Raw genomic sequence first — 21928 nt, forward strand, 5'->3', positions numbered from 1 at the left:
TGGGAGCAGAGTGCTCCCGTTTGTAAGGAGATTCGAGGATGGTACATCTTAGTATTGATATTGAGACAAAGAGCAGCGTGGATATCAAAAAGGCAGGAGCTTACAGATATGCTGAGGCGGAGGATTTTGAAATCCTCCTCTTTGCCTATCAGTGGGGCGAAGAGCCGGTGAGACTGATTGACCTAACGCAAGAGGAAATGCCGAAAAAACTGGTTGATGCCCTGAATGATGACAATGTGGTTAAACACGCGTATAATGCAGCTTTCGAGTGGTACTGCCTGAACAAGGCGGGATATAAGACGCCGATCGAGCAGTGGCGATGCACAATGATACACGGTCTTTACTGCGGGTATCCCTCCGGGCTTGAGGCAGCAGGAAATGCAATCGGTCTTCCGCAGGATAAAAAGAAGCTGATGACAGGAAAGGCGCTGATTAAATATTTCTGCACACCTTGTAAGCCCACAAAGACGAATAGCGGCAGAACCTGGAACTTGCCGCAACATGCGCCGGAGAAATGGGAGCTGTTCAAAGAATACTGCGTGCAGGACGTTGTAACCGAAAGAGCTATTTTAGACAGGCTATCGTTATTTCCAGTTCCTGAAATGGAAGAGCGTCTTTGGCAAAGGGACGTCCTCATGAACGCTTATGGCGTAAATGCTGACAGCAAGATGATAGACGGCGCGCTGCAGATTAACGATATTAGTGGAGAAGTACTGCTTCGGGAGGCGGCAAATCTGACCGGGCTTGATAATCCAAATAGCCCGGCGCAGCTGCTGCCCTGGCTGACAGAAAAACTCGGAAAGGAGATTCCCAACCTGCAGAAAGCAACAGTTGGAGAACTGTTGGCAGAGGAGCTGCCTGAAGACGTGCGCAGAGTACTCGAGATTCGCCAGCAGCTTGGAAAGACGTCGATTAAAAAGTATGTCACCATGAAAACCGCACAGGGTGAAGACGGACGTATCCGTGGACTAATGCAGTTTTATGGAGCTAACAGAACTGGTAGATGGGCAGGGAGACTGGTGCAGATGCAGAATCTCCCGAGAAACTATATTTCCACCCTTGACGGCGCAAGAAACCTGGTCAAAGCAGAAAACTACGCTGGGGTCAAAATGATTTACGGCAATGTGCCGGATACCTTATCGCAGCTAATCCGAACGGCGTTTATCCCTTCAGAGGGGTATAAATTTGTTGTGGCGGACTTTTCTGCCATCGAGGCGAGAGTCATCGCCTGGCTTGCAGGAGAGACGTGGGTGAATGAAGTATTTGCCACGCACGGGAAAATCTATGAAGCGACAGCATCTCAGATGTTCCATGTGCCAATTGAAAAGATATCGAAAGGAAACCCTGAATACAGTCTACGGCAGAAGGGAAAAGTCGCAACACTTGCGCTCGGATACCAGGGCGGTACTGCAGCACTTGAAGCAATGGGTGCGCTTTCGATGGGGCTTAGCCAAGAGGAACTACCGGATATCGTGAGCAGATGGAGGCAGGCGAACCCGCACATTGTAAAGTTGTGGGCAGACGTTGGAGCTGCAGCTGTATCCGTAGTAAAAACGGCACAAACAGAGGTAACTCACGGATTGATTTTATCGATGGAAGGCGATTTAGTTTACGGTCAGACATTTATGACCATACAGCTTCCCAGTGGTAGAAAGCTATTCTATCCGCAGCCATCATTGAAAGAAAATCGGTTCGGGCGAGAGGCGGTGCATTACTATGGGCTTGGTCAGAACAAAAAATGGGGAGAGGAATCGACCTACGGAGGAAAGCTGACAGAAAATATCGTACAGGCAATCGCAAGAGATTGTTTGGCGGAGACACTGCGCAGAATCGATGAAAAAGGACTGCAGGTTGTTTTTCATGTGCACGATGAGGTTATCATCGACGCACCGATGGACGTGACGGTAGATGAAATCTGCGGCTTGATGGCACAGTCTATCTCTTGGGCGCCAGGGCTCATCTTAAAGGGCGCAGGATTTGAAGGAAGCTATTACATGAAAGATTAGGAGGCAGGCATGCAAAACGATAAAAAAATACAAATCAGCTTGGGCGCTAGCAGGAAGACCTCCTACTGGCCTGCAGCGGATATGTATTGGTCAGAATTTATTACCCGCTTAAAAACACCAGTCAGAGGACCGGAAACCTTAGAGGAGTATCTAAAGTTTGCGAAGTCAAAGCAAGATGAACTAAAGGATGTTGGCGGCTTTGTAGGCGGGATATTTTCTGGAGACAGACGAAAGGCATCGAACCTCATAGGACGCGACCTACTGACGCTTGATATGGATAACATTCCCGCAGGCGAGACTGATAATATCCTGCGCCGGGTAGCAGGGCTTGGCTGCGCGGCTGCCGTTTACAGTACAAGGAAGCACGCAGGTTATGCGCCAAGACTCCGGGTGATTATTCCGCTTGACCGCACTGCGACAGCGGACGAATATGAACCAGCGGCAAGAAAAGCAGCGGCTATTATTGGCATTGAATTTTGTGATCCGACCACGTTTGAAGGCAGCCGGCTGATGTATTGGCCAAGCTGCTGTGCAGACAGCGCCTATATTTGTGAGGCTTACGATAAGCCGTTCTGCAGTCTTGATGGACTTTTGGCCATGTATGAAAACTGGCAAGATGTTACTTCTTGGCCACAGGTTCCGGGCAGTGAAGCGATAGAAAAACGTCGGGTAGCAAGACAGGAAAACCCGCTGGGAAAGCGCGGCGTTATCGGGGCATTCTGCAGGTGTTATACCATCACCCAGGCAATGGAAACTTTCATCCCCGGGCTTTACGAAGAAACTGCGATAACCGGCAGATATACCTACACAGGGGGCTCCACTGTGGGCGGCGCAATCCTTTATGACGACGATTTGTTTCTGTATTCACATCATGCAACGGATCCTTGCAGCGGTCAGCTGGTGAATGCCTTTGACCTAGTAAGACTACATAAGTTTGGAGACAGAGACGCTGAGGCAAAAGATGGTACGCCGGCAAATAGAATGCCGTCATTTACGGCCATGAGCCAGCTGGCGCTGGAAGATGAAGCTGTAAGCCAGCTGATGACACAGGAACGTATCAAACAAGCAAGAGAAGCCTTTGGTGCGCCGCAAGAGGCGACAGAGGAAGAAAATCTTGATTGGATTAAAAGGCTGACTAGAGACGGCAACGGAAGATTTGAAAAGACCATCAATAATGCTGTAACGATACTGGAGCATGACCCACTGCTGGCGGGAAAGATCGCCACAGATGAATTTGCAAGCTGCGGCCTTGTGATGGGAAAAGTTCCGTGGGATAGCCGCAACGAAAGACGACGCTGGGAAGACGTGGACTACGCAGGATTCTATAACTACATGGAGCTGTTTTACGGCATCACGGGGAAAGAAAAGCTGGACAATGCACTTTTAATCGTGAGCAGCGCAAATAAAATTAATGCTGTTAAGGAATACCTCGACGGTTTGAACTGGGACGGAAAGAAACGTCTTGATACACTGCTACCTGATTATCTAGGGACTGAAAATAATGCCTATACCAGAGCAGTCATGAGAAAGTCACTGTGTGCAGCGGTAGCGCGTGCGGTAAACGGTGGGATAAAGTATGACTATATGCCTATTATCACCGGGCCGCAGGGCATCGGAAAAAGTACTTTTTTAAGACTGCTGGGAAAGGATTGGTTTTCAGACAGTTTAACGACATTTGAGGGAAAAGATGCAGCGGAGCTGATCCAGGGCACCTGGATTAATGAAATCGGGGAGCTGACGGCTTTCACGAGGCAGGAGACTCAGGTAATCAAACAATTTCTTTCAAAGACAGATGATATATACCGGGCTGCCTATGGCCGTCAGACGAAAAAGTATCCCCGCAGGTGCGTTTTCTTCGGCACGTCTAATGACAGTGAGTTTTTAAAAGATCACACGGGAAACCGCCGGTTTTGGCCGGTAGATGCGGGACTGCATGCACCGACAAAGTCTGTTTGGCGGGATTTGCCGGAGGAAGTTGACCAAATATGGGCTGAGAGCTATGCGTACTATCTGTTAGGCGAAGAGCTCTTCCTGGATCCAGAGGTTGAGGCACTGGCGCAGGTCCAGCAGGATGAACACCGGGAATTTACCGGAAGAGAGGGCATGGTGATTGACTTCCTGGAGCAGCCTGTACCAGAGAGCTGGAACCAAATGGGGATATCTGCAAGAAAGATGTATCTTGCAGGTAGCATGAATTTGGAGGATGTTACTTTAGTACCCCGGGATAAGGTGTGTGCACTAGAGATTTGGGTAGAGTGCTTTGGCGGTGATATAAAACACATGAAGCGCACCGATAGCGCCGAGATAAACGCCATTTTAACGAGGTTAAATGGCTGGAAGCGAAATAAGAGCGGAAGGCGGTATGGACCGTATGGAACACAGCGTGGATATGAAAAAGTGTAAACAAAGGTGTGAACAATGGGTGTAAACAAAAAAAGTTTGTTTACTGGAAAAAAATGTAATGTAAACAACGTAAACATTCATGTTTACACCCTTGTTCACGGGATAAGCCTCTAAAAATCAATAGTTATAACTATATGTAAACAATGTAAACAAACTTTCTCTAATAAAGGTAAAAATAAATAAAATAGAGAGTATACAAAAACGCCTAATGCGCCTAATACGCCTGTTTGTGGGTGTGTATACGCGTGCGCACACGCGAGGAGGTTTACAGAAAGGAGAACCTGGTGCAAGAATGAAAGAGCGAGATATCGAAAAAATACTGGTCAGCGAAGTGAAAAAGCTAGGTGGTCGTGCTTATAAATGGGTCAGCCCAGGAAATGATGGCGTGCCAGATCGAATTGTCATATTTCCGCAGCGAATGCCCATCTTCGTCGAACTAAAAGCTACTGGCGGTAAACTTTCCCGGCTGCAGGAGCTTCAGATTATGCGGCTATCTGAACTTGGCCAGGACGTTAGGGTAGTAACCGGCGTCCACGGACTGATTCTGTTCTTCAGCAGCCTGGGACATCAGGAGGTATCTTACAAGTTGCTGAAAAAGTACGAAAGCGAGGTGTAAGCTATGCGGTTTAGCCCACATGACTATCAACGATATTGCGTCGAGAAAATTTTAGAAACCCCAAAGCTGGGGCTGTTTCTGGATATGGGCCTTGGCAAAACCGTAATTACCCTGACTGCAATCAGGCAGCTGATGTATGACCGATTTCAAGTGAGAAAGGTGCTTGTCATTGCCCCTAAAAAAGTGGCAGAAGGCACGTGGACCCTTGAAAAAGACAAATGGGAGCACACAAAAATACTTCGGGTATCGCAGGTACTTGGTAGCGCAGCAAAACGCATTAAGGCTTTGCACACGCCGGCAGACATCTACATAACCAACCGAGAAAACGTTGTATGGCTTGTGGACTATTACCGGAATAATTGGCCGTTTGACATGGTCGTTGTAGACGAGTCCAGCAGCTTTAAAAACCACAGCGCAAAGCGGTTCAAGGCCCTTGCCGGTGTCAGCAGCCACGTTGACCGTATGGTGGAGCTGACTGGTACGCCTTCCCCTAACAGTCTCGCGGATCTATGGGCGCAGATTTACTTACTGGACGAAGGGCAGCGCCTTGGCAAGCGGTATACCCATTTCAGGGAACGATACTTCCAGCCGGACCGATTCGGCTATACTGGCACAGTGTACAGCTATGAGGCGAAGCCTGGCAGTGAGCAGAGTATACTGAATCAGATTTCGGACATCTGTGTCAGCATGAAAGCGGGAGATTATCTGCAGCTTCCGGATATCATCTACGACGAGGTGCCGGTCGTGCTGGATGCAAAAGCGGCAAAGGCATACCGAGATATGGAGCGGCAGATGGTACTGGAGCTGCCGGAGGACGAAGAGGAAATCTCTGTTACCAGTGCAGCTGCCCTTTCCAACAAGCTGCAGCAGCTGGCCAATGGCGCAGTTTACGATGAAGACCATCAGACTCATGAAGTGCATAGCTGCAAGATTGAGACTTTCTTGGAATTGATTGAGTCATTGCAGGGCAAGCCGGTTTTGGTGTTTTATAGCTTTCAGCATGATAAAGCCCGGATTCTGGCAGCGCTTGCCTCGCAGAAACATCTTAGAGTGAGGGAGCTTAAAACCACGCAGGATCAGGCTGACTGGAATGCGCGGAAAATCGACGTCCTGCTTGCGCACCCTGCGTCTGCTGCCTATGGGCTGAACCTGCAGGCGGGCGGAAACCATGTTGTATGGTTCGGACTTACGTGGAATTATGAGCAGTATTCACAGGCCAATAAAAGGCTGCATCGTCAAGGGCAAACCGAGAAAGTCATTATCCATCACCTAATCACCAAGGATACCCGCGACGAGGATGTCATGGAGGCCCTGCAGCATAAGGACGATGTCCAGAACTGGGTGATGGAGAGTTTGAAAGCAAGAATTAAGAAAATACGAGAGGAGAACCAGAAATGAGAGTATACATTGCCGGGAAAATTACGGGAGATCCCGCATACAAAGAAAAATTTAGAGACGCCGAGGAAGCACTTGCCGCAATCGGTCACGAAACCATTAATCCGGCTTGCCTGAGTCTTCCTGCCAGCTGTACGTGGCATGACTACATGGCGATAACGTTAAAGATGCTGGAGCTGGCAGAAGTCGTCTGCTTATTGCCAGAATGGAAAGAATCGCCCGGGGCATGTGTGGAATATGGCTATGCGGTGGCTAAGGGAAAAGAGGTTGTGCACGCAAGGCATATTTTGCCTGAGTACGCACTAAATGCCGAGGCAGCAGCTTGTCCCCCCCCTAAGCCAAAGCAGGAAGATAAAAATAAGCGAGGCGGCAGCAGAATCGTTGGAACAAGGATTTGCCCTATATGTGGCAAAGAGTTCACCGCATATGGCAGACAGATCTTCTGCGGTCCGCAGTGCAGAAACTAAAAATTCTCACAGGGTAAATTCGGGAGCGAAGCGCAGAGCAGAAAACACGCCTTCGGCGGGTAGCGCAGAGGATCCGGTTAAGGATTGTCCGAAAGACTGCAGATATTTGGGTAAAGGAACACGCATGAAGACCTGTGATTATCTCTTAATTACCGGAGTAACAAGAGGCTGCGAAGTTCGCCCAGGCGGATGCGACAGGTACGAGAAGAATGGAGGACAGGCAGATGAAAAACTTTGAAAAAGATAATTTTAAATCCGCGGACACGGGGATTGTAGGATTCATGATCCGTGTCGATGACGACAGGCAGCTGCTAAGGTTTTGTAGAGATGGGATGTGCACTCTATGCTTGTTTGCACCGGAGAACTACCAGCGCAAGTTTGGAGCAGCGCAGCAAGGCTGCTATCGAAACAAGATGGATTATCTCTACAGGGACGTAGAACAGTAATTAAAGCAGCGCAGAAGGAGGTAGCATGGAGGCAAAGCAGTTTTTAAAGCAGTATCAAAATATCTTGACGGATATCAGGATCCTTGAAGCGCAGAAGCTGGAACTTGAGAATCTGGCGATGAGCGTGACTGTCAGCGCTGATGGAGAACGTGTACAGTCTTCCGGACGAAAAGACCGCATGGCAGAACTGGCCGTAAAGATTGCCGATGCGGAACGAGGGATTGTAGAGCAGCGCACGCAGGCATTCCATAAGCTGCGGGAGATTGAAAGCGTGATTAAGCAGGTCCCATATGAACGGCAGCGTATTGTTCTGCACACGAGATACATAGAGCGAAAGACCTGGGAGTCAATTGCTGCTGAGCTGGATATCTCTTTGAGGAATACCTATGAGCTACACGGCAGGGCGCTTAAGTCTATCCAAAAGATTTTGTAGGGGGATCATTGTTTTGCATGTTTGTCCTGTGATATAGTATAAACTGCAAAGAGACAATGAGAATTCAAAAAAAAAAGATTGGAGGTAACTCCTTAATTCACAGTATCTAGTGCGGTCTCTTTGCTATGGATCTCCTTATTTTTTTATAATAGCTGACACAGAGCGCTGCTGCATAGTGGCGCTTTTGTTGTTGGCAAAATATGTCGAAAGGTGTATAATCAAAAGAAAAAGGAGGTAACTGAAGAATGAATCAAGTGAAGGATAAAATACAATCTTTGTTAAAAGAGGGATACAAAATTGTAGGCAATGGTCCGATTGAGGAAATTGCTCAAGATTATTCTGGAAGAGTAAGCAGCGAACAATCGTTTGCCATTATTTTTGAGTGCAAGGGGAGGCCTAGAGAATTTGTGAAAATTCCTCAAGAATATAGAAAGTATATTTTGGATTATATCAAAACATTATAGTGATACAAGAGCTCTTAGAATCATTTGAATCTAGGGGCTTTTTGCTTGGAGTAAAAGGAGGTGAGCCCGGTGGCGAAATTAACAACAAGACAGCAACGGTTTTGTGATGAATACCTGATTGACCTTAACGCCACGCAGGCGGCTATAAGGGCGGGATATTCTAAGAAGTACGCAAACACAAATGCGTCTAAACTACTACAAATTACTACAATCAAAGCATATATAGAGCAGCGTATGGCAGCGAAAGAGTCAGAATTGATTGCAAGCCAGGATGAAATTTTAAAATATCTGACTTCTGTTCTGCGCGGTGAAAGCCTGTCTACCGAAATCGTAATCGAGGGACTCGGAGATGGCATGAGCGAAGCCAAAACAATGACGAAAGAACCTTCTGAGAAAGAACGGCTAAAGGCAGCTGAATTGCTGGGTAAGCGATATGGCATTTTCAAAGATAATATCAGCGTTGGGACTGTTCCAATCGTAATAAAGGACGACGTGCCAGATGATGCGTAAAGATGTCAGTATGCTGGACCTGATCGGCGCCGGATATGGCGACTTTTGGAACACGAAAAAGAGGTATCGCATTTGCAAAGGGTCCCGAGGTTCCAAGAAATCGAAAACAACAGTGCTATGGCTGATTAAATCAATCATGCAGTATCCGCTAGCCAACGCCTTATGCGTGAGACGATACCAAACAACGCTGCGTGACAGCGTATTCAGTGATTTAAAATGGGCTATCAACAAACTAGGAGTTGATAGTTTTTTTGATTGCACTGTTTCACCGATGGAGATTAAGTATATCCCTACAGGACAAAAGATACTGTTTCGTGGTTTAGACGACGGCATGAAGATTACGTCTATATCGGTACCAACGGGAGTTCTTTGCTGGGTATGGATTGAAGAGGCATACGAGCTGACCAACGAAGATGATTTCAATAAGCTGGATATGTCTATCCGTGGTGAATTGCCAGAAGGATATTTCAAGCAGATTACAATGACCTTCAATCCCTGGTCTGCGACTTCGTGGCTGAAGAAACGCTTCTTCGATGAACCAGATCAGAACACTTTCACAAAGACGACAACGTGGGAATGTAACGAGTGGCTTGATGAGGCTGATAGGGATATATTTCGCAGCATGAAAGAAAAGAATCCTCGGCGTTACCGAATTGAAGGTGCAGGGGATTGGGGTATTGCAGAAGGTCTTATTTATGACAGATTCCGGATTGAGGATTTTGATTTAGAAGAGATAAAGAAAGTTCCGGGGATTAAAGCGGCTTTTAATTTGGACTTTGGATTTACTGACCCGAACGCCTTTGTCTGTGAATTGGTAGACAACACGGCGATGAGGATTTATATTTTCGACGAATGGTATCAGACCGGTGTGACAAACAGAGTGATTGCACAGCAGATTAAAGATATGGGATACGGCGGGCAGCGGATTATCTGCGACAGCGCAGAGCCGAAGTCCATTGCAGAGCTCAATGAAGAGGGAATCCATGCGATTCCTTCTAGGAAAGGGAAAGACAGCGTAAATCATGGAATACAGTTGATTCAAAACTATGAGATAGTGATACATCCAAGATGTGCGAAGTTTTACAGTGAAATTCAAAACTATTGCTGGGAGCAAGATAAAAACGGAAAACTGACCAACAAACCAGATCATGAATTTTCGCATGGCATGGACAGTATGCGATATGGCGTCAGCGATTTGTTGCTGCCGAATACATTCAGCTTCGATTAAGTGAGGTGTTATTTTGATATTCAGAGATATGATAAACAGAATCGTGACGGGGGGAGCCGGAAACAATGTGACGACTCCAGCTTTTTTAGCCCACGAAATCAGGATTTTCCGCCAGAGTAAAAAATTTAAAATGATGCTAGATGGCGTGAACTATTATGAGGGGCTGCACGATATCCTGAACAAGAAGAGGACTGCAGTAGGAGTAGGCGGTAAGCTGGAGACGCTTGAGAACTTACCGAATGCAAAGCAGGTAGACAATCAGTACAAAAAGATGGTAAAACAGAAGACCAACTATCTCGTTGGAAAGCCATTTTCTGTGCAGTGCGAAAATGATAGTTATGTAGACTTGTTAATGCAGTTCTTCAATAAGCAGTTTTTTAAGCAGTTAAAGAGTGTGACGAAAGATGCATTAAACTGTGGCATAGGGTGGATTTACCTGCACTATACAGAATCCGGAGAATTGTGTTTGAAGAGGTTTAGACCTTTTGAGATTATTCCAGGGTGGTCCGATGTTGATCATACGCAGCTTGAGTACGTCATCAGAGTTTATGAAGTAAACTCCTTTGACGGTCGGAAAGAAGAGAAGATAACGAAAGTGGAGTATTATACGAGAAATGGTATTGACTATTTTGAGTATCACAGCGGACAAATGGTATCCTGCGCCCCGTATCACGAGAATTACTTTGTAATTGGAAATGAAACATACAATTGGGAAAAGCTGCCTTTTGTACCTTTTCGCTACAATGATGAAGAACTACCATTGATTGCAAATTGTAAATCTCTGCAGGACGGACTGAACACAATTTTATCAAACTTTCAAGATAACATGCAGGAGGATATGAGAAATACAATCCTCGTGCTGGTTAACTACGACGGAGAAAACTTGGGCGAGTTTCGCCAGAATTTAGCAACCTATGGCGCTGTTAAAGTTAGAACCGTGGAAGGAAAAGAAGGCGATGTTAGAACATTGCAGGTGGAGGTCAATGCGGAGAACTACAAAGCGATAATTGAGATTTTCAAGAAAGCGATTATAGAAAACTGCATGGGTTTTGATGCGAAGGACGAGCGAATGTCTGGTACTCCGAACCAGATGAATATACAGAGTATGTATAACGATATCGATTTGGATGCAGCGGACATGGAAACAGAGTTTCAGGCAGCAATGGAGGAACTCCTTTATTTTATAAATCTCCATTTGGCAAATACCGGACAAGGAGACTTCGAGGGTGAAAATGTAGAAATCGTATTCAATACAGATATGCCGATGGATGAGTCTACGACGATTCAAAACATTAGCGGCAGCGAGGGTATTTTGTCGAAAGAAACCTTGGTCGCAAATCACCCGTGGGTGTCGGATCCACAGAAAGAACTCGAACTGCTGGAAAAAGAGCGGCAAAAGCAGATGGAGCAATATGCAGGCGCTTTTGGCAGCATAAATGACCCTGGTGGTGATGGTGATGAAGAATAGTGCTTACTGGCAGAAGCGATTCGAAATCCTTGAAGAGGCACTCGGAAAATACGGTGAAGAAACCTACAGAGGTGTGCAACCGTATTTTGACAAAGCCCTCAGGGAAATCAATGCTGATATTGAAACCTGGATTTATCGCATTGCCAAGAACAACGAAATTAGCATGAAAAATGCTAGAAAGCTGCTTGACGCTGGACAACTGGAGGAATTCAAGTGGACTGTTGAGGAATACATAAAGTACGGCAAAGAAAACGCTATCAATCAGCAGTGGGTAAAGGAGCTTGAAAACGCTTCCGCAAAGTTTCACATAAGCAGATTGGAGGCACTGAAGATAAAGGTGCAGCAGTCCGCGGAGAAAGCTTTTGGAAATTACCTTGACGATGTAGATACTATGGCAAGGAAGGTCTATGAAGAGGGTTATTATCGGTCTGCCTTTGAGCTACAGCGAGGTTTAGGCGTAGGGTGGAATATCTCGTCAATCGACGAGAAAAAACTGTCAAAACTGATTTCTAAGCCTTGGGCGGCAGACGGAAGGAATTTCTCTGACCGTATTTGGCAGGCGAAGAATCAAATGGTGTACGACCTTCATAGCGAACTGACCCGGGCATGCATCTTGGGCAAAGGTCCTGATGAGGCTGTCAAGAATTTAAGTAAATACGTGGATAAGCGCTTCAAGAATGCAAAAGTGCAAGCTGGCCGGCTCGTAATGACAGAGCAGGCCTTTTTTAGTGCTGCAGCGCAGAAAGACGCATTTAATGAGCTGGGTGTGGAAGAGTATGAGATTGTAGCGACGCTGGATTCTCATACATCGGAGATTTGTCAACAGCTTAACGGCAAACACTTCCCGATGAGTCAGTATGAACCCGGAGTTACAGCGCAGCCCTTTCATGTTTCGTGCAGGTCAACCACTTGCCCGTATTTTGACGATGAGTTTACCGTAGGCGAGATGAGAGCAGCACGAGGTGAAGACGGGAAGACCTATCAGGTGCCGGGAGATATGACGTATCCTGAGTGGAAATCACAAAATGTCATAAAAAATATAAAATTACCGAGTGACATGGTGGAAGATAAGGGCTTATCGGAAGACATAAAGAAGGGAATAGAGCAAGCCATCAACAAAGTACAGTCTGAGTATAATGTGAGAATTGACGAGGTTGCTTACAAGGATCTTTCGTATTTTGGTAAAGTGCCACTGCAATTTGCCCCAATGAGCACTGGGCAGGATTTTAAGACTCAACTTGTGATTAACAGTAAGTATGACTGGAATGAAAGCCTTGACGCTTTAAACGACAGGATTTATAATAGAAACTACCAGAAAGGACTTCTTGCGGGAAAAAGTTTAGAAGACTTAATTTACCACGAAGCTGCTCATTGTATGACCTTTCAGGAGTGCCAAACTTGGGAGGCATTCAGAGAGATGGAAAGACAGATACGGAAAATGTATGTTTCTGGGATTTCAGCATATAATGAAAGCTGTCGAGATGGAGCGGAATCTATTGCGGAAGCTTTTGTACGAATAAAAAATGGTGAAGCTGTGCCAGATGGCGCGAAGCTTTTAGTGGAACTTTATGTTATGAGGTGGAAACGATGATAGTAGTTTCAATATGTGCAGACTGTAAACATTTTAATCATGATGAGAAGGTTGATGATTCTAATAAAAAATACACTTGTGGGGCGTTTCCGGACGGAATACCTTTAGAATTTGTTTTTAGAACAGATAAAGATAGTCGGTGCAGTGAAACGGTTAATTTTGAACCAGAAGAGTGAGGGAAGAGAAAAATAAAAAGTTTATTAAGGACTACCAAAGCGGTGGTCCTTTTATATTGTCGTCTTTTAGGCGGGGATTGAAATTATATTGCCCTGGATAAGGCGTAAAAGTGTCCAGCCGAGGGAAGTGAACCCGTAAAAAACGTAGGAGGAAAAAAGAAATGAAGAGAAAGTATTTGGAAGATTTAGGCTTGGAGAAAGACGTGATTGACAAAATTATGGAAGAAAATGGAAAAGATATCGAGGCAGCAAAAGGAGAGCTGGAAAAGATTACGAAAGAGCGTGATGACTTAAAGAATACCGTTTCTAATCGTGATAAGCAGCTGGATGAGCTGAAAAAGTCCGTAGGAAGTGCTGAGGATCTAAAGAAAACCATTGAGCAGTTACAGAAGGATAATCAGGCAATCAAAGTAGATGCTGCGATTGAAAAAGCCTTAACGGGAGCGAAAGCGAAGAACCTAACTGCAGTTAAGGCGTTACTAAAGGACTTGGATAAAGCGGAGCTTCTTGATGACGGTACAATCAAAGGACTAGATGCTCAGATTAAGACTTTAAGAAGTGCTGATGATAGCAAATTCCTCTTTGAAGAGGAGAAGAAAAGCAAGCCCAACATTAGAGGGGCTATTCCGGGAGAACCGGGTGATGGTAAACCAACACCAATCACAAAGAAGGGGTTTGATAAGATGTCTTACAAAGAAAGGCTGAATCTCTACAATACCGACAAAGAAACATATGAGGCTCTCGCAGGGACAGCGGGAGAATAAGAAAGAGAGGAAATATTATGGCTCAGACAAAATTGACGAACTTAATCAATCCGGAGGTTATGGCAGCGATGGTTTCCGCGAAGCTGCCGAAGAAAATCAAATTCTCACCGATTGCGGGAATTGACAACACACTGAAAGGTCAGCCGGGAAATACCATCACAGTACCGAAATATGCGTACATTGGTGATGCAGAGGACGTAGCGGAAGGCGTGGCAATGGGCACAACCGTGTTGACTACCAGCACTACACAAGCGACTGTAAAGAAAGCAGGAAAGGCAGTAGAACTTACGGACGAGGCAGTACTTTCCGGCTATGGCGATCCGGTAGGAGAAGCAACCAGTCAGCTGACAAAAGCTATCGCAGCAAAGGTAGATAATGATTGCTACGATGCATTAGCAAGTGCAAGCCTGATTTATGACGGCTCAGCAGCAGCAATCAGCTATGATGGCGTTGTAAAGGCGGTTGACTTATTTGAAGATGAATCGGATACACCGACTAATAAAATTATTTTTGTAAATCCGAAACAGGTAACTACACTGAGACTTGATGATAACTTCAAGGACAGAAACAAATATCCGATGGATGTTATTATGACGGGAACAATCGGATCCATTGCAGGCTGTCAGGTTGTTCCATCTAAGAAAATTGTACTAGGTGAAGATGGCGTTTATAAAAACCCGATTGTAGTAGTAGATGCTAAAGACCCTAACGAAGACCCTACCGCAGATGGTGTTGAAGAAGAGGCTCCGGCATTAACAATTTACATGAAGAGGGATGTAATGATGGAAGATGACAGAGATATTCTCGCAAAGACCACTGTAATTTCTGCGGATGAACATTACACTGCGGTCTTATCCAATGATTCTAAGGTTGTTTTGGCGAAGTTTAAAGCGTAGGTGATGAAGAATGCTATTAAGAAGACATAAACAGGATCGTTTAACGAGAACTTCCGAGCTTGAAAAACCAATGGATTTGGATGTAACCCCTAACGAGGCTGCGAATGATAGTTCTCAAGAGGCTAACAATGCTCAGAATGTAGTTTCTCCAGAAGACGCACCGGTGCCGGAGGAAGATAAGAAAGTCGGTGATAAGAGTGGACCTACTGGAAAAGGTAAAGGAAAGGCTTAAGACTTTTGGATACGAAGTCACTGAAGAGGATTCTCTTGCTCTTGCATTTGGAATTGAAAAAGTGGCACAGTCCATTAGAAATGAATGCAATCAGCCAAAAGTTCCGCAGGAACTTGAATATGTGCATATTGATTGGGTCTGTAGTGACTTTCTCGAAACAAAATATAGCTTTGGGTTGCTGAATTTGGAATCACTGGATCTCGGTGAAGCGCTGGCATCTGTCAGTGAAGGCGATGTCAGCATTTCATTTGATAACGCATTATCAGACGATGCAAAGTTTCAAATACTGCTAAAACGACTCAGTGAGACAGGAAAGGATGAGCTGCTATGCTTCAGAAGATTGCGCTGGTAAAGAGAAGAAAAGCCATCGAGCTGCTCTACGAAGGCACCTGCACCATTACAATTTACGAGCCCTACATGAAACCAAACAAAGCAACGGGACATCGTGAGATTATCTTGCTGGAAGATGAGCCGTGCAGACTTTCCTATAGCAGTGCACCAGCGGCAGAGAAGACAGAAACTGGCACCAGCAAGCAGCAGGTTATCAAGCTATTTTTGGCGCCGGAAATTGAAGTTGCCCCAGGCAGTAAAATCACAGTTACTCAAAATGGTGTGACGCAGGATTATTGCCGAAGCGGACAGCCGGCAGTGTATGCGACTCATCAGGAAATCATGCTTGATTTGTGGAAAGGATGGACGTAATGGGACGAAACGGCGGATGTGATTTTTCGGAACTTGAAGCGTTTCAGCAGAAGATGGAAACTTTGGCGAACAATATGAATGCCAATATTGAAGTTTTAGCGAAACAGACTGCGGCATTATTGCTTGCGACAGCCATTAAGCGCACACCGGTGGGCAGGTATGACGGCAAGGCTTATGTTTGTGAAGGCAAACTGCATCATAAGGGGATGCGTAAGACGAACGGAAATAATGGCAGCACTTTGAAAAAAAACTGGACGTCAAGAGTTTATCGGAGTGGAAATCTGATAGCATTGGAAATTGAAAATCCTATCGAATACGCTAGCTATGTGGAGTACGGACACCGAACTGTAAACGGCGGCTGGGCTCCGGGTCACCATATAATGAAATTCTCTGTTGAGGAGGTACAGCGTAATGGGTTTCCAAAATTGGAAAGAAAAATTCAAAGGTTAGTGGAGGCAGCGCTGCGATGATTGAACAGATTATTAACGGTATCCTTGCCGCTATCAGCGAAGAATTTGGTGAGGAATACACTCTCTATACTGAAAGCGTGAAACAGGGCATGAAAGAGCCTTGTTTTTTTGTACTTTGTATTAGCCCAGGAACAAAACTGTTTCGTGGTAGGCGGTATTATCACGAAAATCAGTTTGCAATCCAGTTTTTAACTGATGCGGAGGAACCCCGAACAGAATGCGCAGCTGTAGCAGAGAGATTATTCTCCTGTTTGGAACTGATTACCGTAGACGGGAATCTTATGAGAGGCACAGATATGAATGCTGAAATTCCTGACGATGTGCTTACCTTTACGGTAAGTTATAACTACTTTAGCTACGTGGCAAACACCGAAGCGACTATGGAAGTATTCGAAGGAACCGAAACAGAGGTGAAAGGATAAAAGATGACAGTAAAGAAGAAAGCACCGGAGACGCAGGAGGTTTTTACAAAAGAAGCCCTGCTTACTTCCGGCTATTTTGATAACAGAAAAGATGCTTTAGCTGTGCTGATTGAGGATGGCGAGTCAATTACCATCGCAGAGGCACAGACAAGGCTTGCAGAATTTTTGAAAAGGAAGGTGAAGTAAATGGCATTTGGCGGAGGAATTTGGACTGCGCAGGATAAGGTGCTTCCGGGCGCGTATATCAATTTTATCTCTGTTGCTGCAGCTGATGCAAGACTGAGCGAAAGAGGCTATGCAAGTATGCCGTTGGAACTGGACTGGGGACCCGATGGAGAAATTTTTGAGGTGACAGCAGAAGATTTTCAGAATCGGTCTCTTTCTATCTTTGGATATGATTATACCCACGAGAAGCTGAAAGGTTTGCGGGACTTATTTGCTTATGCGAAAGTTTTGTATGCTTACAGACTGAATAGTGGGGAAAAGGCAGCGTGCAGTTATGCTACTGCAAAGTACAGCGGTGTGCGAGGCAATGACCTGAAAGTGATCATTACTAAGAATGTCGACGATACGGACAAGTTTGACGTGTCCGGCTATATGGGCACTTCAAAGCTGAGCACACAGACTGTCGCAGCAGCAAGCGAACTGAAAGACGATGAATTTTTCGTCTGGAAAAAGGACGCTGCGCTAGCAGAAACAGCAGGGACATCTTTAACCGGCGGGACGAACGGAGATATAACAGGAGATACTTATCAGAGTTATTTGGACAAGGCTGAAAGTTACAGCTTTAATGTGATGGGTATTGTTACCAACGATGAGAAAACAAAGAAACTTTGCACGAACTATGTGAAGCGCATGCGCGATGAAATAGGCGTGAAGTTCCAGCTGGTTATGCACAACGCGCCGGCGGATTTTGAAGGTGTGATTAACGTAAAGAATGTGACAACGGATGCGAACTGGCCAGAGGAATCTGCCGTTTACTGGGTGACTGGGGCTGCTGCGGGCTGCGCGGTGAATGCATCCAACACAAACAGAACGTATGATGGAGAGTTTACCATTGATTGTGATTATACACAGACACAGCTTGCTGGTGCAATTAAGGAAGGGCAGTTTACATTCCACAGAGCAGGTGCAGCAGTCAGAGTATTGCAGGACATCAATTCTTTCGTTTCTTTTGAGAATGAGAAAGGTGAACTCTTTGCGGACAATCAGACCATCAGAGTTATCGACCAGATTGCAAATGATGACGCAGTGCTGTTTAACACCAAGTATCTTGGTAAGGTGCCAAATGATGAAGCGGGAAGAATCAGTTTGTGGAATGATCTTGTAAAATCCCGAAAACTGCTGAATGATATCAGGGCAATCGAAGGCTTTACCGATGCAGATATCATAGTGGGTCCGGGAGAATCTAAAAAATCCGTCTTGGTGTCACAACAGATTACCGTCATTGGAGCGATGGAAAAGCTGTACATGACAGTAAAAGTAGTATAGGAGGTAAACGATGGCGATTAACAATATCAGAATGCGCGGCAAAGACGCAATTCAGGCGGCGATGGCAGAGTGCTATGTAACAATCGGCAGCGATCGGTACAATTTCATGCAGGCACTTAACCTAGAAGCAAAAATCGAAAGAACAAAAACAGAAGTTCCTATTTTAGGGAGACCGGGAAAAGGCAATAAAACCACAGGTTGGAAGGGAATCGGTTCTGCGACTTTCCATTTCAACACGTCCATTTTCCGGAAAATCGCAAAGCACTACAAAGAAACCGGAGAAGATATCTACTTTGATATCTAGATTTCTAACGAGGACCCAACATCGGCTGCTGGAAAACAAACCGTAGTTCTCACCGACTGCAATTTTGACAGCATTATTCTTGCCAAATTCGATGCGGATGGAGAATACCTGGATGAGACATTTGACTTTACATTTGATGATTTCAGCATGCCGGAGGAATTTAAAATACTTGACGGCATGATGGCTTAAGGAGGCAGTATATGAGTGAATTTTCAAGGTTTATGAAACAAAATCAGATTAAAAAAGAAAATACAACTTATCCGGCGACGGAAAGTCTGGTTGACGAAGACGGAAAGGCACTACTCTGGGAAATTCGACCAATTACAACATCGATGAACGATGCAATTGTAGATGAATGCTCCTATGAAGTGCAGGTGACCGGAAAGCCGGGGCTATATAGAACAAAAGTAAACCAATCAAAGCTGAAAGCAAAAGTCATTTGTGCATCGGTGGTCTATCCAAATCTGCACGACAAGAAACTGCAGGATTCCTACGGTGTTAGTAGCGATATCGAACTGATTAAGGAGATGATTCCAACATCTGGTGAATACAACAGATTCGTTGAGTTTATCAATGACTTTAACGGATTTACATCGATGCAGGAAGACGTGGACGAAGCAAAAAACTAATTGAGGGAGGCGATAGTGATGCAGTGTTTGCACACCATTGCCTCCAGGAACTGCATATAAGACCGTCGGAATATTTACAGATGGGCAGGCGGGAAAAAGCCTTTGTAATCGCATCTATTGAGCTACGGGCGGAGAGCGAGAAAAAGGCGACAGAAAAAGCAAAGAGAAAGAGAGTATAAAAGATGGCTACAATTATGACACAAATGTACCTGAATGACAATATGACAGCAGGTCTTCGCAATATTAATACTGCCCTTTCTCGTGTAATTGGCTCCCTTGGTTCGGTAGATGGGCAATTATCTGGTGGACTTGATTCTGGGGCACTCAGGGCAGCGCAGCAGGAATGCGATATGCTGAATGTAAAACTTGAAGAAATGGCAAATGCTGCAGGTCGTATTCCGGCTCCTGTGCGGCAGACTGAGAATGCCTTTGATTCTCTTACGGGAAAAGTGATGGGATTTGTTTCCGCCTATGCAGGAATACAGGGAGTCAAACGCTTAGTAGCCCTTTCCGATGAAGTGACTCAGACTACTGCGCGACTGAATCTGATGAATGACGGACTGCAAACAACGGCAGAATTGCAGAACAAAATCATGGAATCAGCAAATCGCTCAAGAGCCTCGTTCTTAACGCAGGCGGATATCATAGCGAAACTGGGGCAGAGGGCGCCAGATGCGTTTTCTTCCAATGATGAAACAATTCAGTTTGCGGAAAACTTGAGCAAGATGTTTGTTGTTGCCGGCGCCAGCCAACAGGAAATGGCGTCAGCATCGTTGCAGTTGACGCAGGCGCTGGGTTCCGGCGTACTTCGTGGCGAAGAGTTAAATGCTGTATTTGAATCGGCGCCGAATGTTATTCAGACCATTGCGGATTATTTGGGCGTACCAATCGGAGAAATCAGAGAAATGGCATCAGAAGGTCAGATTACTGCTGACATAGTCAAGCAAGCAATGCTGGGTGCAACGGAAGACATCAATGCACAATTTGAGAGTATGCCGATGACCTGGGCACAGGTTTGGACACTGACGTGCAATAAACTGATTGCTGCCACGCAGCCGCTACTTAGCGTGATTAGTTTTCTTGCACAGAACTGGGATTTTTTACAGCCTATTGTGCTAGGCATAGCTGCCGCAATTGGAGGATTAGTTGCGGCACATTTGGCGTATAATGCGGTGGCTGCAATTTCATCTACGTGGACAAGTATTTGCGCTGCAGCACAAATGCTGAGAACCGAAGCAACATTTGCAGAAACAGCTGCTCAATACGGACTTAATGCAGCACTGCTTGCCTGTCCAATAACGTGGGTTGTCGGCGGAATCATTCTGCTGATTGCCATGTTGTACGCACTGGTAGCGATGATTAATAAAGTGACTGGAAAATCTATCAGCGCAACGGGGCTCATCGTTGGAACAGTCGCAGTAGCAGGAGCTCTCATAGGAAATATTGCGATTGGAACAATTAATGGAATTTTGCAAGCTGTTTGGGCTTTTGTTGAACCGTTTATTGGAATTGTGGAATGGATTTTAAATGTCGTAGACGGTGGATTTGACAGCTTTGGAGGAGCCGTTGCAAATCTCATTGGACAAATTATATCTTGGTTTCTGTCATTAGGAAAAATCGTGACAACAATTATTGATGCGATTTTCGGCACAAACTGGACAGATGGCTTAAATGATCTGCAGAAGAGTGTTATTTCCTGGGGTAAAAATGATAAGGCAATAACACTGGACAGAGAAGCTCCAAATATTGATTATCGCTTTGACTATTCCGATGCGTGGAACTGGGGTTATGGCAAAGGGTCAAATCTCTTTGGTGGCGGTAATGATGAGACGACAGAAGGTATACTCAGTGCAGCAGATAAAACCGCTGCCAATACTGATAAAATCGCCGATGCTCTCGATATCACCAATGCAAACCTGAAATATATCCGTGACTATGCTGCCGAAAAGGCGATTAACCGCTACACAGCAACCGAAATCAAAATCGACATGACAAACAACAATAACATCAATTCTGATGACGATATCGACGGCATCGTAGCCAAACTGAAGGGTAAGCTGGAGGAAGAAATGATTTCAACTGCAGAGGGGGTGCACTAAATGTATTATCTCTATCTGGATAAGATACTCATGCCGGTGACGCCGGAAAAAGTGCAGATAAAAGTAAAAGGCGGTAATCAGACCATCAGCTTAATTAACGAGGCTGAAGTAAATCAGATTAAGCCAAACAAGCTGACAGACGTCAGTTTTGAGGTGCTGCTGCCAAATTGTGCTTATCCCTTTGCACTGTATAAGGACGGGATCTTTCGGACACCGTCCTATTTCTTAGAAAAATTTGAAAGCCTGAAGGCGAAGAAAAAGCCTTTTAAGTTCAAACTGCTTAGGACGGATCCGCAAGGAAACAGTCTCTTTGATACGTCCCTAGATGTGACGCTTGAAAGCTACACTGTCACCGAGGATGCAAAGGAAGGCTTTGATGTGAAAGTCTCCATTGAGCTGAAGGAGTACCGGGAATATGGTGTGACGACAATCAAAGTGAAGAAAGATAAAAAATCGTCAAAATCAAAAGTGACAAAGAAAGAGTCGAAGAAAAGCAGCTCAAAGAAAAATAAGGGCAGCAGCTACACGGTGAAGTCCGGGGATACCCTTTGGGCGATTGCCAAGAAGTTTTTAGGCAGCGGCAGTAAGTGGAAGACCATTTACAATGCCAATAAATCTACCATTGAAAAGACAGCTAAGAAACACGGCTATGCTTCCAGCGCCACAGGGCACTGGATTTTTCCGGGAACAAAGCTGACTATACCAAAGGGGTGATG

Annotated in this window: 26 protein-coding genes and 1 pseudogene; all 27 read left to right on the plus strand. The window is 45.4% G+C overall.

Going from position 1 to position 21928, the window contains the following annotated elements; all coding sequences use genetic code 11:
- Positions 1–38: 38 nt before the first annotated feature.
- The 27 genes and pseudogenes from D1151_RS11095 (at position 39) to D1151_RS11225 (ending at position 21926) form a co-directional block, all read left to right on the plus strand.
- On the plus strand, positions 39–2006 hold the full coding sequence (locus D1151_RS11095; protein ID WP_161908943.1) for a DNA polymerase: 1968 nt from the start codon (positions 39–41) through the stop codon (positions 2004–2006).
- Positions 2007–2015: 9 nt separating this feature from the next.
- Entirely contained in the window at positions 2016–4409 is a 2394-nt protein-coding gene (locus tag D1151_RS11100; protein ID WP_160202440.1) for a virulence-associated E family protein, read from the plus strand.
- A 292-nt stretch (positions 4410–4701) separates the two neighbouring features.
- Complete coding sequence (locus tag D1151_RS11105) at positions 4702–5025, plus strand: VRR-NUC domain-containing protein (protein WP_160202441.1); 324 nt, start codon at positions 4702–4704, stop codon at positions 5023–5025.
- A 3-nt stretch (positions 5026–5028) separates the two neighbouring features.
- Positions 5029–6423: a DEAD/DEAH box helicase gene (locus D1151_RS11110; RefSeq protein ID WP_160202442.1), complete on the plus strand. Its 1395-nt coding sequence runs from the start codon at positions 5029–5031 to the stop codon at positions 6421–6423.
- Positions 6420–6887, plus strand: a complete 468-nt coding sequence (locus D1151_RS11115; RefSeq protein WP_161908944.1) for a DUF4406 domain-containing protein — start codon at positions 6420–6422, stop codon at positions 6885–6887. Before D1151_RS11110 ends, D1151_RS11115 begins: the two co-directional genes overlap by 4 nt.
- Positions 6847–7125: a hypothetical protein gene (locus D1151_RS11120; protein ID WP_160202444.1), complete on the plus strand. Its 279-nt coding sequence runs from the start codon at positions 6847–6849 to the stop codon at positions 7123–7125. Before D1151_RS11115 ends, D1151_RS11120 begins: the two co-directional genes overlap by 41 nt.
- On the plus strand, positions 7112–7333 hold the full coding sequence (locus tag D1151_RS11125; protein ID WP_160202445.1) for a hypothetical protein: 222 nt from the start codon (positions 7112–7114) through the stop codon (positions 7331–7333). The genes D1151_RS11120 and D1151_RS11125 overlap by 14 nt, the downstream gene beginning before the upstream one ends.
- 25 nt (positions 7334–7358) lie before the next feature.
- Positions 7359–7766: a sigma factor-like helix-turn-helix DNA-binding protein gene (locus tag D1151_RS11130; protein WP_160202446.1), complete on the plus strand. Its 408-nt coding sequence runs from the start codon at positions 7359–7361 to the stop codon at positions 7764–7766.
- 245 nt (positions 7767–8011) lie between these two features.
- Positions 8012–8230, plus strand: coding sequence for a hypothetical protein (locus tag D1151_RS11135; RefSeq protein ID WP_160202447.1), 219 nt, complete (start codon positions 8012–8014; stop codon positions 8228–8230).
- Positions 8231–8299: 69 nt separating this feature from the next.
- Positions 8300–8740 (plus strand): terminase small subunit, encoded by a 441-nt coding sequence (locus D1151_RS11140; protein WP_160202448.1) that lies wholly within the window; start codon positions 8300–8302, stop codon positions 8738–8740.
- Positions 8730–9968: a PBSX family phage terminase large subunit gene (locus D1151_RS11145; RefSeq protein WP_306770893.1), complete on the plus strand. Its 1239-nt coding sequence runs from the start codon at positions 8730–8732 to the stop codon at positions 9966–9968. The genes D1151_RS11140 and D1151_RS11145 overlap by 11 nt, the downstream gene beginning before the upstream one ends.
- Before the next feature lie 13 nt (positions 9969–9981).
- Positions 9982–11436: a phage portal protein gene (locus D1151_RS11150; protein ID WP_243151208.1), complete on the plus strand. Its 1455-nt coding sequence runs from the start codon at positions 9982–9984 to the stop codon at positions 11434–11436.
- Positions 11426–13027: a minor capsid protein gene (locus tag D1151_RS11155; RefSeq protein ID WP_161908945.1), complete on the plus strand. Its 1602-nt coding sequence runs from the start codon at positions 11426–11428 to the stop codon at positions 13025–13027. The genes D1151_RS11150 and D1151_RS11155 overlap by 11 nt, the downstream gene beginning before the upstream one ends.
- Entirely contained in the window at positions 13024–13203 is a 180-nt protein-coding gene (locus tag D1151_RS11160) for a hypothetical protein (RefSeq protein ID WP_160202450.1), read from the plus strand. Before D1151_RS11155 ends, D1151_RS11160 begins: the two co-directional genes overlap by 4 nt.
- A 161-nt stretch (positions 13204–13364) precedes the next feature.
- Positions 13365–13967: a phage scaffolding protein gene (locus D1151_RS11165; RefSeq protein WP_160202451.1), complete on the plus strand. Its 603-nt coding sequence runs from the start codon at positions 13365–13367 to the stop codon at positions 13965–13967.
- Positions 13968–13984: 17 nt separating this feature from the next.
- Positions 13985–14863, plus strand: a complete 879-nt coding sequence (locus tag D1151_RS11170; protein ID WP_160202452.1) for a N4-gp56 family major capsid protein — start codon at positions 13985–13987, stop codon at positions 14861–14863.
- A 10-nt stretch (positions 14864–14873) separates the two neighbouring features.
- A complete protein-coding gene (locus tag D1151_RS11175; protein WP_160202453.1) occupies positions 14874–15095 on the plus strand; it encodes a hypothetical protein in 222 nt (73 codons plus the stop codon).
- Complete coding sequence (locus tag D1151_RS11180) at positions 15052–15447, plus strand: hypothetical protein (protein ID WP_160202454.1); 396 nt, start codon at positions 15052–15054, stop codon at positions 15445–15447. The genes D1151_RS11175 and D1151_RS11180 overlap by 44 nt, the downstream gene beginning before the upstream one ends.
- Complete coding sequence (locus D1151_RS11185) at positions 15423–15797, plus strand: hypothetical protein (protein ID WP_160202455.1); 375 nt, start codon at positions 15423–15425, stop codon at positions 15795–15797. The genes D1151_RS11180 and D1151_RS11185 overlap by 25 nt, the downstream gene beginning before the upstream one ends.
- Positions 15797–16267 carry an HK97 gp10 family phage protein gene (locus D1151_RS11190; RefSeq protein ID WP_160202456.1) on the plus strand — a complete coding sequence of 157 codons (471 nt, stop codon included), beginning with the start codon at positions 15797–15799 and terminating at the stop codon, positions 16265–16267. Before D1151_RS11185 ends, D1151_RS11190 begins: the two co-directional genes overlap by 1 nt.
- A complete protein-coding gene (locus tag D1151_RS11195) occupies positions 16264–16689 on the plus strand; it encodes a DUF6838 family protein (protein WP_201759585.1) in 426 nt (141 codons plus the stop codon). The genes D1151_RS11190 and D1151_RS11195 overlap by 4 nt, the downstream gene beginning before the upstream one ends.
- 3 nt (positions 16690–16692) lie before the next feature.
- Positions 16693–16875 (plus strand): hypothetical protein, encoded by a 183-nt coding sequence (locus tag D1151_RS11200; RefSeq protein ID WP_160202457.1) that lies wholly within the window; start codon positions 16693–16695, stop codon positions 16873–16875.
- Positions 16876–18180 (plus strand): phage tail sheath family protein, encoded by a 1305-nt coding sequence (locus tag D1151_RS11205; RefSeq protein WP_161908946.1) that lies wholly within the window; start codon positions 16876–16878, stop codon positions 18178–18180.
- A 31-nt stretch (positions 18181–18211) separates the two neighbouring features.
- Positions 18212–18673 (plus strand): annotated as a pseudogene (locus D1151_RS11210) (phage tail tube protein).
- An 11-nt stretch (positions 18674–18684) separates the two neighbouring features.
- Positions 18685–19113 (plus strand): hypothetical protein, encoded by a 429-nt coding sequence (locus tag D1151_RS11215; protein ID WP_161908947.1) that lies wholly within the window; start codon positions 18685–18687, stop codon positions 19111–19113.
- 182 nt (positions 19114–19295) lie between these two features.
- Complete coding sequence (locus tag D1151_RS11220) at positions 19296–21212, plus strand: tape measure protein (protein ID WP_161908948.1); 1917 nt, start codon at positions 19296–19298, stop codon at positions 21210–21212.
- Positions 21213–21926, plus strand: coding sequence for a LysM peptidoglycan-binding domain-containing protein (locus D1151_RS11225; RefSeq protein WP_243151209.1), 714 nt, complete (start codon positions 21213–21215; stop codon positions 21924–21926).
- Positions 21927–21928: the final 2 nt, after the last annotated feature.

This window comes from Emergencia sp. 1XD21-10, assembly GCF_009936045.1.
GTDB classification, from domain to species: domain Bacteria; phylum Bacillota; class Clostridia; order Peptostreptococcales; family Anaerovoracaceae; genus Senimuribacter; species Senimuribacter intestinalis.